Raw genomic sequence first — 12678 nt, forward strand, 5'->3', positions numbered from 1 at the left:
CGGGGGTCGCCCGTGCGGCGGAACCGGTCCACCGCGCCGGGTCCGCCGGTCAGGGGGCGGGGACGCAGCGCGTGGGGTCCGCCGGTCAGTGGCCCGGGGCGGGTCGGGCGGCTGCCGCCGCCGGGGTGGCCGGGCAGCTCCTGCGCAGCCTGCCCACGGGTGACGGAGTATTCGACCGGGGATCTCGGCAGCCGACAGCCCTGCCCGGGGTCGCCCGACGCCCCGAGCCGGGCCGGGGGTCCGGCGACACCGACGGCGGGCGGCCCGGGTGGGCGGCGGCCGTGACCGGACGTCCGGCGGCGCTGCCGCAACGGCCGGGCCGGGCCGGCCGGCGACTGACTGTCGTCGTGCCGCTGCCGTCCCGACCGTCCGCTGTCGCCGCTGCTCAGGGGCCGGTGACCGGCCGGCGACGACGTGGGGAGGGGTTGCCGCGTCCCGCCGTACCGTTACCGGCGCGCGCCGCCTGACCCGTCGCCGTCGGTGACCGGGGTGGGCGGTTCGGCGCGCATGGCGCGTACCGCCTCCCCGGCGAACAGGCACGCGGCCCGGTGGTCGGGACCCACCTCGACCTGCGGCGGGTCGGTCTCGGCGCAGGCGGGACGGGCCTGCGGGCAGCGGGTACGGAACCGGCAGCCGCTCGGCGGATCGGTCGGGCTGGGCAGGTCACCGGTGAGGATGATGCGCCGCCGGTGCCGTTCCACCCGGGGGTCGGCCACCGGGGCCGCCGACAGCAGCGCCGCCGTGTAGGGGTGCGCCGGTTCCCGCCAGAGCTGCGCCGGGGTGCCGGTCTCCACGATGCGACCCAGGTACATCACCGCGATCCGGTCGCTGAGGTGTTCCACCGCGGCCAGGTCGTGCGCGATGAACAGGTAGGTGAGTCCGAGGTCGCGTTGCAGCCGTCGCAGCAGGTTCATGATCTGCGCCTGCACGCTCAGGTCGAGCGACGCGATCGGTTCGTCGAGGACGATCAGGTCGGGTTCCCCGGCCAACGCGCGGGCGATGCCGACCCGCTGGCGTTGGCCGCCGGACAGCTCGTGCGGGTGCCGGCCGGCCGTCTCCGGCCGCAGGCCCACCAGGTCGAGCAGCTCGGCGACCCGGTGCCGGCGGGCGTCGGCCGAGCGGGCCAGCCGGTGCACGACGAGCGGTTCGGCGATGCTGGCGCCGACGGTGCGGCGCGGGTCCAACGACGCCTGCGGGTCCTGGAACACCATGGCCACCCGGCGGCGCAGCCCGCGCAGCCGGCGACGCGACCAGCCGGTGACGTCCTGCCCGCCGACGACGAGCCGGCCGCCGGTCGGGGCCACCAGCCGCAGCAGCGCCAGGCCGGTGGTGGACTTGCCGCTGCCGGACTCCCCCACCAGGCCCAGGGTCTCGCCCGACCGTACGGTGAGCGACACCCCGTCCACCGCCCGCACCGGTGGGCCACCGGGGCTGGGGAACCAGACCGTGAGGTCGTCGAGTTCGGCGATCGTTCCCGTACTCATCGGTCCTCCGGGGTGGGCTGGTCCGGGTCGTCGGCGGTGGACCGGGCCCCGGCGGCGGGACGCCCGGCCGCGTCGTCCCGGGCCTCGGCAGCGGGGGCGGGATAGAAGGTGCGGACCCGGTGGGCGGGGGCGATCGGGACCAGCGGCGGCAGCTCGTGGGCGCAGCGGGCGTCCCCGCGCACGGGGCAGCGGGGCCAGAACGCGCACCCGGGTGGCAGGTCGAGCGGGCTGGGCGGCGCGCCGGGGATCGCCGCCAGGTCCTCCCCCGGCGCGCCGGGCCGGGGCCGGGCCGCCAGCAGGGCCCGGGTGTACGGGTGCCCCGGCGTGACGAAGACCGCGTCGACCGGGCCCTGCTCGACGATCCGTCCCCCATACATCACCGCGACGGTGTCGGCGATCCCGGCCACCACCGGAAGGTCGTGGGTGATCCAGACGACCGCGGTGCCGAGCCGACGGCGCAGGTCGGCCACGAGGTCGACGATCTGCGCCTGGGTGGTGACGTCCAGCGCGGTGGTCGGCTCGTCGGCGATGAGCAGGGCCGGTTCGCAGGCCAGGGCCATCGCGATGACGACCCGTTGCCGCATCCCGCCGGAGAACTCGTGCGGGTGGGCGTCCACCCGCCGGCCGGGTGCCGGGATGCCGACCAGGTCGAGCAGCTCGACGGCGCGGGAGCGGGCCTGTCGCCGGCTCATCCCGAGGTGTTCCTCGCACGCCTCGGCGACCTGCCGGCCGACGGTCAGCACCGGGTTGAGGGTGGTCATCGGGTCCTGGAAGACGAAGCCGACGTGCCGGCCCCGCCACCGGCGACGGTCCGGCCCGGACATGCCGGTCAGATCCCGGCCGAGCAGCCGGACCCGGCCGGTGACGGTGGCGGAGCGCGGGGCCAGTCCGGTGGCGGCGAGCACGGTCATGCTCTTGCCGCTGCCGGACTCCCCGACCAGGGCGAGGGTTTCGCCGGGGGCCACCGACCAGTCGACGCCCGCGACCGCGCGGGCCGGGCCGTTGCGGGTGCCCAGGGTGACCGTCAGGTCGCTGATCTCCAGCACCGGCGCGTCCCCGTCGACCCGTGGCGACGGTACGGCGGGTCCGCTCATCGGATGCTCCTGCGGGCTTCGCTCACGGTGAGCTGACGGGGGTCGAGCACGTCGCGCAGGGCGTCACCGACCAGGTTGAACGCGAGCACGGTCAGGAAGATCGCCGCACCGGGGAAGAACCCCAGCCACCAGGCGTCGGTGACGAAACCGCGCCCGTCGTAGAGCATCCGGCCCCAGGCCGGCGCGGGGGGCTGGACGCCCAGCCCGAGGAAGGACAGCGCCGCCTCGGACAGGATCGCGAAGGCCAACGACAGCGAGGTCTGCACGATCAGCGGGGCGGCGATGTTGGGCAGCACGTGCCGGCGCAGGATGCGCAGGTCGGAGGTGCCGATGGAGACGGCGGCCCGGACGAAGACCTGCTCCCGTACGGCGAGCACCCCGGCCCGGGTCACCCGGGCGAAGATCGGGGTGTAGACCACCCCGATGGCGGTCATCGCGGTGACCAGCCCCGGGCCGAGGACCGCGACGATCGCCACGGCGAGCAGCAGCACCGGGAACGCGAACAGCACGTCCATGCCGCGCATGAGGACGTTGTCCGTCCAGCCGCCGTACCAGCCGGCGAGCAGGCCGACGGTGACCCCGACGGCCAGGGCGATGCCGACGCTGACCAGGCCCACCTGCAACGACACCCGGGCCGCCACCAGCACTCGGCTGAGCACGTCGCGGCCGAGTTCGTCGGTGCCGACCGGGTGCGCGCCGCTGGGTGGGCGCAGCATCTCCTCGACGTCCACGTCGTTGGTCCCGGCCGGCGCGAGCCACTGCCCGGCCAGCCCGACGACCAGCAGGACCAGCAGCACCACCGTGCCGGCGACGGCCGGCGGGTCGTGCCGCAGCGCGGTCAGCGCACGGCGCAGGGTGCCCGGCTCGGCGGCCGTCGCCGACGGACGGTCGTCGACCGGCGGGGCGGCGGGGGGCGTCGCCCGGTCCCCGGCGCTCATCGCAGCGTGATCCTCGGGTCGAGGCGGGCGTAGAGGACGTCCACCAGCAGGTTCATCAGCAGGAACAGGGTGGCCACGAAGAGCACCGCGCCCTGCAGCACCGGATAGTCGCGGGCCTGGACGGCGTCGTAGGTGAGCCGACCGACGCCCGGCCAGGCGAACAGCACCTCGATCACGATCACCCCACCGACCAGGCTGGCCAACTGCACGCCGACCACGGTGACCACCGGGATCAGCGCGTTGCGCAGCACGTGCCGCACGACCACCACCCGGGGGCGCAGCCCCTTGGCCTCGGCGGTGCGGACGTAGTCCTCGGCGAGCACCTCCAGCACCGAGGAACGGATGAACCGGGTGAGGATGGAGGCGGTGACCAGGCCGACGGCGGCGGCGGGCAACGCGACGTGCGACGCCCAGCCCACCGGGTCGTCGGTGAGCGGCACGTACCCCGACGGGGGCAGCCAGCCGAGCACCCCGGCGAAGAGCAGGATGCCCATGATGCCCATCCAGAAGTCGGGGACGGACACGCCGAACTGGCTGAACACCCGGGCGGCGTGGTCGACGAGCGAGCCGCTGCGCACCGCGGAGAGCACCCCGAGCGGGAAGGCGACGAGCAGGGCGAGCAGCACGGCGGTCACCGCCAGCGACAGGGTGGCGGGCAGTCGTTGCAGCACGATCGTGGTGACCGGCTGGCCGCTGCGGAAGCTCACCCCGAGGTCACCGGTGAGCGCGTTGCCGACGTAGCTGAGGTACTGCACCACCAGCGGGCGGTCCAGCCCGGAGCGTTCCCGCAGCGCGTCGTAGGTCTGCTGGTCGAAGCGGGTGCCGAGGGAGACCCGCACCGGGTCGCCGGGGACCAGTTGCAGCAGCAGGAAGACCACCAGGGTCACCCCGAGCAGGACGACGACCGACTGGAGCAGCCGCCGCAGGACGAAGCGTCCCACCTCGCCCCCTCAGCGGTTCAGGGCGACGTCGCGGAACCGGATCGCCCGGTCGGAGCGGACCTGGTAGCCGGTGACCTTCGCCGACCAGCCCTGCACCACGTCCGGGTTGTAGAGGTAGACGTAGCTGGCGTCGTCGACGATCTGCTTCGCGGCCCGCTCGTACGTCTGCTTGCGGACGGCCTCGTCGGTCTGGGTGCGCGCCTGGTCGAGCAGGGTGTCGACGGCGGGGTTGCTGTACTTGTGGAAGTTGAACGTGCCGCCGGTGCGGTGCTGGGCGTAGTAGAACTCGTCCGGGTCGATGTTGCCCAGCCAGCCGAGCAGGAAGGCGTCGAAGTTCCCCTTGCCCTGCTCGTCGAGCCACTGGGCGAAGTCCAGGGTACGGATCTTCACGGTGATCCCGACGTCCTTCAACTGGGCGGCGATCACCTGGGCGGCGGTGACCGTCTCCGGGTACTCGCTGGTGACCATCAGGTCCATGGTGCGGCCGCTGACGCCGGCCCCGCCGAGCAACTGCCGGGCCTGCTCCGGGTCGTGCCGGTACGGCGCGTAGTCGTAGTACCAGGAGCTGCCCTTGGGGATGGCGGTCTGGTTGGCGGTGGCCTGGCCGAACTTGGCGGCCTTGGTGATCGCCTCCCGGTCCAGGGCGAACGCGACGGCGCGGCGCACGTTCACGTCGTCGTACGGCTTGCGTGCCTCGTTGAGGGCGAGGTACCAGTAGTCGGTCGAGGGGGTGGTGGCGACGGTCAGCGCGCCGTCCTCCTTGAGGGTCGGCACCTGCTGGGGTGGCAGGTTGTCGGTCCACTGCACCTCGCCGCCGCGCAGGTTCTGCAGGGCCACCGTCGGGTCCTTGACGAAGGTGAAGGTGACCCCGTCGAGCTTCGGTTTCGGCCCCCAGTAGGCGTCGTTGCGGGTCAGCCTGATGGTGTCGCCGGAGGTGTAGGAGGCGACGGTGAACGGGCCGCTGCCCACCGGCCGGGTCTTGATCGCGCCCGACTCGACGTTGGCCTTCTGGACGATCGCGACGCCCTTGAAGCCGCCGAGGTTGGCCAGCAGGTTGGGGGTGGGCGCGGTCAGCGTGACCACCACCGTGGCCGGGTCGGGCGCGGTCACCGTCTTGACGGTGGCGAACTTGTACGCCGCGTTCAGCTTCTCGTTGATGATCCGCTGGTAGGAATAGACGACGTCCGGTGCGGTCAGCGGCGACCCGTCGGAGAACCGGGCCCCCTCGCGGAGGGTGAACGTCCAGGTGAGCTGGTCGCTGCTGGTGGTCCACTTCGTGGCCAGCGCGGGCCCCATCTTCAGGTCGGCGTCCGGCTCGACCAGGGTGTCGTAGACGTTCTCCAGCACCTGGAAGCTGTAGTAGGCCGACGTCTTGTGCGGGTCGAGCTGGTCGGGTTCGCCGCCGATGGCGGCGGTGAGCGTGCCGCCTGTCGATCCCCCGGCGGTGGAGCCGCCGTCGACGTCGACGCTCTCACCGGCGTCGCAGCCGGCCAGCGCGGTCAGGGCGACGGCGAGCGCCGCCGCGACGATCGTCGATCTGGTCATGGACTCGGTCACCCTTCGTCGCCTGGCAGATCAGAAGGGCGAGTCTTCTCCGACAGGGAGGGCGATGTCAATATAATCCGACCAAACCGGGGTGAAAGCCCGGAATTCAGCGTTTTCGACGACCGTCGCGGGTGGAGGGTGCACAGCGGACGCGTCCGTACCCCTCCGTTTCTCCCGCCGCGCGCCGGTCAAACCTCGCCCGGCCGGTCGTCGGCGGGGCGGGCGAGGGTGCGGCTGCGTCCCCGGAACTCGGCCACCACCTCGCCGTCGCGGGTGACGGTGACGTCGTAGATGCCGCTGCGGCCGTACCTGACGCGTTCGGTGGCGGAGGCGGTCAGCAGGTCCCCCTCGCGGACCGGGCGCAGGAAGCTGATCTCGCCGCCGGCCGCGACGGTGGCCGGGCCGTGCGTGTTGCAGGCCAGCGCGAAGGCGGTGTCGGCGAGCAGGAAGACGAACCCGCCGTGGCCGATCCGGTGACCGTTGACCATCCCGGCGGTCACCCGCATCCGGGCCACCGCCGTGCCGAAGGCGGCGTGGACCAGCTCGATGCCGAGTCCCCGGGATGCCACGTCGGCGTCGAACATGTCGTGGGCCGCGGTCCGGGCCGGCGGCACCGCAGCGCCGTCGGCCCGCCCGGCGGGTTCCGCTCCACGGGGGTACGGGCTACGGTCCGGCACTGCTCCTCCTGACGGTCGTGGCGCGACGACCGGCACCCGGGCCGGCCGCCCCGCCGACCGTACGCGCCACGGCACCCGGGCCGGCCGGACTATGCTCACGGACGAGTCGGCGGTGGGGCCCGCCGTCCCGGCCCGACCGGGAGAACCGCGCGGACGCGCCAACGGTCCCTGCCAGTGCTCGGCGATACTGGTGGGGAGGTACCGATGACGTCACCGTCGTCGCGGCGCGTCGATCCCGACGTCGACCTGCGGGTCCCGGCCGACCGGGGCGAACTGGCCGCGCACCCGGCCGCCGTGCTGGGCGTGATCGCCGCCGGTGGGGCGCTCGGGGCGCTCGCCCGCGCCGGGGTGCAGGCCGCCCTGCCACACTCCCCGACCGGCTTTCCCTGGTCCACCTGCACGGTCAACGTCACCGGATGTCTGCTGATCGGGGCGCTGATGGCGGTGCTCGGCCGACGACGGGCCGGCCCGCTGGTCCGGCCGCTGCTCGGGGTGGGCGTGCTCGGCGGGTTCACCACCTTCTCCGCGTACGCGATGGACGTCCACCGGGCGCTGGCCGCCGGGGCCGCCGGGACGGCGCTGGCCTACCTGGTCGCCACCCTGCTCGGTGGGCTCGCGGCCGTCACGGCCGGTGACGCCCTGGCCGGTCGGCTGCTGGACCGCGCCGACCGCCGCCGGCCGGGGGCCGACCGGGGTGGGCGCGGGCCAGGCCGGGGCGACCCGGCACCGACGGCGGAACGGCCCGGCCGGCGGGAGGCCCGGTGAGCGTGCTGCTGATCGCGCTCGGCGCGGCGCTGGGCGCGCCGCTGCGCTACCTCACCGACCGGGCCGTGCAGGCCCGCCACGGCTCCCGGTTCCCGTGGGGGACGCTGACCGTCAACGTCGCCGGGTCGCTGCTGCTCGGCGTGGTGACCGGGGTGCCCGCCGCTCCGGCGGTGACCGCGCTGGTCGGCACCGGTTTCTGCGGCGCGCTGACCACCTGGTCCACCTTCGGCTACGAGACGGTACGGCTGGCGCGGGCCGGCGACCGCCGGTCCGCGCTGGCCAACGTGCTGGTCAGCGTGGTCGCCGGGCTGGGCGCGGCGACGCTCGGCTTCGCCCTGGCCCGCGCGCTGGCCGGCTGACCGGCGCTCAGCGGACCGGGGCCGCCGCCTGCCCCGGGCCGTACGCGTGGTCGTGCTCGTGCTGGTGGTCGTGGCCGTGCTGGTGGTCGCGGCCGTGCTGGTGGCCGTGATGGTGGTGGTGGCCGTGGCCGTCGACCGGGTCGTCGGGGTGGTCGTGGGGGGTCTGCGGGCGGCCCACCTTGTCGGCGAAGCCCGGCATCAGCACCCGGTAGGCGCAGGTGTCGCAGTTCATCCGGATGTCCCCGCGCAGCGCCTCGGCGTACCGCTCCAGCACCAGGTCGGCCAGGGCGTCACAGTCGCCGATCAGGTCCGCTACCCGGACGTCCAGGTCGGGATGGTCGGCGGCGTACGCCTGCGACTGCGCCACGATCCGGTCCGGCAGCACCCCGGCGAACAGGAAGTACGGGGCGACCACGATCCGCCGGGCACCGAGCCGGCGCAACCGGTCGAGCACCGCCGGCACCGAGGGCTCGGCCAGCGAGATGAACCCCGGTTCGACCCCCGCGTACCCACGCCCCTCCCACAGCAACCGGGCCACCTTCGCCACCTCGGCGTTGGCGTCCGGGTCGGTCGCGCCCCGCCCGATCAACGCCACCCAGGTGCCGGCCCGGTCGGCCCCGGCCAGCGCCGCGTCGATCCGCTGCTCCAGCACGGTGTGCAGCAGCGGGTGCGGGCCGAGCGGTCGCCCGTACCGGTAGGTCAGGCCGGCGTGGCGTTCCTGCTCGCGGGCCATCGCGGCCGGGATGTCCCCCTTGCCGTGGCCGGCGGCCGTGAGCACCAGCGGCAACGCGACGAGCGCCCGGTGCCCGCGCCCGACCAGCGCGGTCACCGCGTCGGTCAGCGGCGGCCGGGACAGCTCGATGAACCCGCCCTCGACGTCACCGACGGCGGCCCCCGCCCGGTCCCGCACCCGGTCGACGAGCGCGGCGAACTGGTCGACCCCGGCCGCGCTGCGCGTGCCGTGCCCGACGATGACCAGTGCGGTCATGTTTCCTCCAGGTAGAGCAGGGCGTTGAGGGCGGCGGCGGCGACCGCCGAGCCACCCTTCTCGCCGATGTTGGACACGGCCGGCAGGCCACTGGCCCGCAACGCCGCCTTGGACTCGGCGGCCCCGACGAAGCCCACCGGCAACCCGACCACCAGCGCCGGGGCGGCGTGCACCGCGATCAGTTCGACGAGCGCGGTCGGCGCGCAGCCGACCACCCAGACCGCCCCCGGGCCGACCCGGTCCAGGGCGATCCGCACCGCCGCCGCCGACCGGGTCGACCCGGTCTGCCGGGCCCGCGCGGCGGCGGCCGGGGCGGCGACCGGGCCGACGATCTCCCGCCCGGCGCCGGTGATCCCGGCGGCCACCATCGCCACGTCCGTGACGACCGGTGCCCCGGCGCGCAGCGCGGCCAGCCCGCCGGCCAGCGCCGCCTCGTCGCAGACCAGGTCGGTGACGTAGTCGAGGTCGGCGCTGGCGTGCACCACCCGTTCGACGACCGCCCGGGTCAGCGGCGGCAGGCCGCCCAGGTCGACCCGCTCGCGCAGGATCCGGTACGACTCCTGCTCGATGGGGTGGACGACCCGGCTCACCGGCCACCTCCCGGGGTGGGCCGGCAGCGGGCCGGGTGGGTGCTGGTCATGGCGCTCCTCGTCGGTCGGTGACGGTCCGGATGGCGTCCACCGGGCAGATCTCCAGGCACTCCAGGCAGCCGGTGCAGCGGTCGGCGAGCACGGTCAGGCCGCCGGGCACCGGGCGGATCGCGTGGGTGGGGCAGGTCAGCAGGCAGGCCCCGCAGCCCTGGCAGGCGTCGATCACCACCGGCGGCGGCACCACGGCCGGACCGGGCACCGGCACGACGGGGGTCATCCGCGCCACCGGTAACCCCGGGGGGTGACCATCCGCCCGCCGACCAGCCGGGTCTGCGAACTGCCCACCACCACCAGCCCGTACATGTCGACCACGGTCGGGTCGAAGGTGGCCAGGGTGGCCAGGTGGACCTGCTCGTCGGGGCGGCTGGCGTTGCGGACCACCCCGACCGGGGTCTGCGGCGGCCGGTGCGCGGCGAACGTCGCCAGCACCGCGCCGAGCTGCCAGTCCCGGGCCCGGCTACGCGGGTTGTAGAGCAGGGCCACCAGGTCCGCCTCGGCGGCGGCGGCGACCCGCCGTTCGATCACCGCCCAGGGGGTGTGCAGGTCGGACAGGCTCAGGTAGACGTGGTCGTGGCCGATCGGCGCGCCGAGCAGCGCGGCGGCGGCCAGCGCGGCGGTCACCCCGGGCACCCCGACCACGTCGATCCGCTCGTCGGCGTACTCCAGGGCGGGGCTGGCCATCGCGTACACCCCGGCGTCGCCGGAACCGACCAACGCGACGGCGTGCCCGGCGGTGGCCTCGGCGACGGCGCTGCGGGCCCGTTCCTCCTCCGCGCCGAGCCCGCTGGCGAGCCCCCGGGTGCCCGGCCCCAGCAGGTCACGGACCTTGTCGACGTACTCGTCGAGGCCGACGACCACGGCGGCCCGGCGCAACTCGGCCACCGCGCGCGGGGTGCGCAGGTCGGCCGCGCCGGGGCCGAGGCCGACGATCGCCAGCCGGCCGCGCGGGGCGTGCCGGGCGACCGCGACGGTGGCCATCGCCGAGGCGGTCTTGGGCACCAGCAGGGTGCCGCCGTCGCGCAACGCCGCCGCCTCGGCGACGCTGGGCGTGCCGACGGCGGCCCGGACCACCTCGCTGGGGTGCGGCACGTCCACCGCCGAAAGCTCCGCCGCCGGCCAGGTCCGCAGCGGTACGCCGAGCGCGTCGGCGGTGGCCCGGATGCCCTCCTCGTCGGCCTTCACGTCGACGCTGGCCAGGCAGCGCAGGCTGGCCGGGCTCAAACCGGCGTCGGCGAGCGCCCGGTGCAGCAGCGCGTCGACCTCGGCGGCGGGCACCCCCCGGCTGGAGCCGACCCCGGCGACCAGGGACGGGGGCCGCAGCACGACGGTACGGTCGTCGACCGGCACCACCCGGTCGGTGACCAGCACCCGGTACCCGCCCTCCGGGTCGGGCCCGACGGCCCGGTGTTCCCCGGTGGGCGGTTCACGGTGGACGTTGGGCGGCAGGGCGGGCAGCGGCCACACCGCGTCGGCGACCAGCCGGACCGGCTCGCCGTCGAGGATCGCCCGGGACACCGCGGCCACCGCCCCCTCGACCGGCCAGCCGAGGGTGTCCAGGCCGGGCAGGTCGACCGCGTCGGTGGCGGTGGTGACCACCGGCCGGGCGTCGAGCAACGCGGCCACCTCGGCGGCGAGCGTGTTCGCGCCCCCCGCGTGGCCGCCGAGCAGGGCGACGGCGTGCCGGGCGGCCTCGTCGACCACCACCACCGCCGGATCGGTGCGCTTGTCGCCGAGCAGCGGCGCCCGCACCCGGACCACCGCACCGGTGGCCAGGAACGCCACCACCGCGTCGCACGTCGTCCACGCGGTGCGCAGCGCGTCGGCGACCCCGTCGGCCTCGACCAGCCGGGCGTGCGGCCAGGCGGCGGCCAGGGTCCGGGCGTGCCGGCGACCGGCGGCGGTGGCCGCGACGAGCCCGACCCGGTGCGGGCCGGTGCCGGGGGTGTCCCGGTGCCGGTGTGGTGCGGTGGTGGTCACGGACGCTCCCCGGTGAGGACGACCACCGGGTTGGTGGCCGCGAGTCGGACGGACCCGCCGGGCAGGTCGGCGAGGCGGGCGGCGGCGAGCTGGCTGCCGGTCACCGTGTAGCCGGCGGCGCGCAGCAGGTGCACGGCCGGGGCGACCCGGTCCAGCGCGGCGAGGGTGACCACCACCCGGTCGGGGCGGCGGTCGGCGACGGCGCTCAGCACGTCGGTCCCGCCACCGCCGACGAAGACGGCATCCGGGTCGGGCAGCCCGGCCAGGACGGCCGGCGCGGCACCGGTCACCACCCGGACGTCGACGCCGTGCCGGGCGGCGTTGCCGGCAACCGGTGCCGTCGGGTCCCGTTCCACGGCGATCACCGCCGCGCCGAGCAACGCGCACTCGATGCCCACCGATCCGCTGCCCGCGCCGACGTCCCAGACCAGACGACCGAGCCGGGGCCGCAACCGGGCGACGGCCAGGGCCCGCACCTCGGCCTTGGTGATCATCGAGTCCCGGTGCCGGTACGCGGACTCGGGCAGCGCCCAGCCGGCGGCGGGCGCGGCGGCCGGCTGGTTGTCCGCCCGCACCCGCCCAACCCCGACCGGAGCGTCATCGCCGACCGGAGCACCATCGTCCGCCGGGCCGGTGTCACCCGACCGGCCGGTGACCCCGCCCCGCTCGGCGGTGCCGGTACGCCGGGCGGGCCGCGCCCCGGGGTCACCGTCGGTCGCGGCCAGGCTGAGCAGGACGTGCGGGTCGGCCCAGGCCCGGGTGGCGGCCTCCTGCGGGGTGGTCCAGGTGACCAGCTCGGCGGCGGTGCCGAGGTGTTCGGCGACCAGCAGACGGCGGGACCACCCGGTCAACCCGGCCCCGATCTCGGCCGCCCCGGCGTCCGGTGCGGTCAGCACGGCGACGGCGGGCAGCGCCCGGCAGGCGTGGAGCGCGGGGCCCAACTCCCGGCCGTGGGCGGTGACCACCACCGCGCCGTCCCAGTCGAGCCCGGCGCGGGCGAACGCGGCGGCCACACTGGACACCGCCGGCAGCACCCGCACCGGCAGCGCGGCGGCGCGCAGCCGGCGTACCACGCCGAACAGGCCGGGGTCGCCGCTGGCCAGCACCACGGCCGGAACCCCGGCGGCGTGCGCGGCGGCGAGCCGCGCCAGCGCCGGGGCGAGCGGACCGAGGGTGACGGGGTCGACGCCGGCCGGCACCGGCACGGCGGCCAGGTGCCGGGCCGCCCCGACGACCAACCCGGCCCCGGCCAGGGCGGCG

General features: G+C 75.8%; 11 protein-coding genes and 2 pseudogenes. 2 read left to right on the top strand and 11 right to left on the bottom strand.

Features of this window, described 5'->3' with window-relative positions; genetic code table 11:
* Window positions 1-446 precede the first annotated feature (446 nt).
* The 6 genes and pseudogenes from ACOJTC_RS24765 to paaI form a co-directional block, all read right to left on the bottom strand.
* Window positions 447-1484 (bottom strand): ABC transporter ATP-binding protein, encoded by a 1038-nt coding sequence (locus tag ACOJTC_RS24765; RefSeq protein WP_420118684.1) that lies wholly within the window; start codon window positions 1482-1484, stop codon window positions 447-449.
* A gap of 98 nt (window positions 1485-1582) precedes the next feature.
* A pseudogene (locus ACOJTC_RS24770) lies at window positions 1583-2578 on the bottom strand (ABC transporter ATP-binding protein); the annotation flags it as partial.
* The gene (locus ACOJTC_RS24775; RefSeq protein ID WP_420118685.1) at window positions 2575-3516 is read right to left on the bottom strand and encodes an ABC transporter permease; all 942 of its coding nucleotides are present in this window, start codon (window positions 3514-3516) and stop codon (window positions 2575-2577) included. The pseudogene ACOJTC_RS24770 and the gene ACOJTC_RS24775, both read right to left, overlap by 4 nt.
* A complete protein-coding gene (locus tag ACOJTC_RS24780; protein ID WP_420118686.1) occupies window positions 3513-4457 on the bottom strand; it encodes an ABC transporter permease in 945 nt (314 codons plus the stop codon). The genes ACOJTC_RS24775 and ACOJTC_RS24780 overlap by 4 nt, the downstream gene beginning before the upstream one ends.
* A gap of 9 nt (window positions 4458-4466) precedes the next feature.
* Window positions 4467-6002 (bottom strand): ABC transporter substrate-binding protein, encoded by a 1536-nt coding sequence (locus ACOJTC_RS24785; RefSeq protein ID WP_420118687.1) that lies wholly within the window; start codon window positions 6000-6002, stop codon window positions 4467-4469.
* A 188-nt stretch (window positions 6003-6190) separates the two neighbouring features.
* Window positions 6191-6679: a hydroxyphenylacetyl-CoA thioesterase PaaI gene (paaI, locus tag ACOJTC_RS24790; protein WP_420118688.1), complete on the bottom strand. Its 489-nt coding sequence runs from the start codon at window positions 6677-6679 to the stop codon at window positions 6191-6193.
* A gap of 204 nt (window positions 6680-6883) precedes the next feature.
* On the opposite strand from paaI, the gene ACOJTC_RS24795 reads away from it, so the two are divergent.
* Both ACOJTC_RS24795 and crcB read left to right on the top strand, forming a co-directional pair.
* The gene (locus tag ACOJTC_RS24795) at window positions 6884-7444 is read left to right on the top strand and encodes a FluC/FEX family fluoride channel (protein ID WP_420118689.1); all 561 of its coding nucleotides are present in this window, start codon (window positions 6884-6886) and stop codon (window positions 7442-7444) included.
* Window positions 7441-7803, top strand: a complete 363-nt coding sequence (gene crcB, locus ACOJTC_RS24800) for a fluoride efflux transporter CrcB (RefSeq protein ID WP_420118690.1) — start codon at window positions 7441-7443, stop codon at window positions 7801-7803. The genes ACOJTC_RS24795 and crcB overlap by 4 nt, the downstream gene beginning before the upstream one ends.
* On the opposite strand, the pseudogene ACOJTC_RS24805 reads toward crcB, so the two are convergent.
* The 5 genes and pseudogenes from ACOJTC_RS24805 to cbiE all read right to left on the bottom strand — a co-directional run.
* A pseudogene (locus ACOJTC_RS24805) lies at window positions 7761-8791 on the bottom strand (sirohydrochlorin chelatase); the annotation flags it as partial. The gene crcB and the pseudogene ACOJTC_RS24805 overlap by 43 nt on opposite strands.
* The gene (locus ACOJTC_RS24810; protein ID WP_420118691.1) at window positions 8788-9381 is read right to left on the bottom strand and encodes a precorrin-8X methylmutase; all 594 of its coding nucleotides are present in this window, start codon (window positions 9379-9381) and stop codon (window positions 8788-8790) included. The pseudogene ACOJTC_RS24805 and the gene ACOJTC_RS24810, both read right to left, overlap by 4 nt.
* Window positions 9382-9427: 46 nt before the next feature.
* Entirely contained in the window at window positions 9428-9658 is a 231-nt protein-coding gene (locus tag ACOJTC_RS24815) for a 4Fe-4S binding protein (protein WP_420118692.1), read from the bottom strand.
* Window positions 9655-11418 (bottom strand): precorrin-3B C(17)-methyltransferase, encoded by a 1764-nt coding sequence (gene cobJ, locus ACOJTC_RS24820; RefSeq protein ID WP_420118693.1) that lies wholly within the window; start codon window positions 11416-11418, stop codon window positions 9655-9657. The genes ACOJTC_RS24815 and cobJ overlap by 4 nt, the downstream gene beginning before the upstream one ends.
* Window positions 11415-12671, bottom strand: coding sequence for a precorrin-6y C5,15-methyltransferase (decarboxylating) subunit CbiE (gene cbiE / locus ACOJTC_RS24825; protein WP_420118694.1), 1257 nt, complete (start codon window positions 12669-12671; stop codon window positions 11415-11417). The genes cobJ and cbiE overlap by 4 nt, the downstream gene beginning before the upstream one ends.
* Between the last annotated feature and the right edge of the window lie 7 nt (window positions 12672-12678).

It is taken from the genome of Micromonospora sp., assembly GCF_048594385.1.
In the GTDB taxonomy this organism is placed as follows: domain Bacteria; phylum Actinomycetota; class Actinomycetes; order Mycobacteriales; family Micromonosporaceae; genus Micromonospora; species Micromonospora wenchangensis.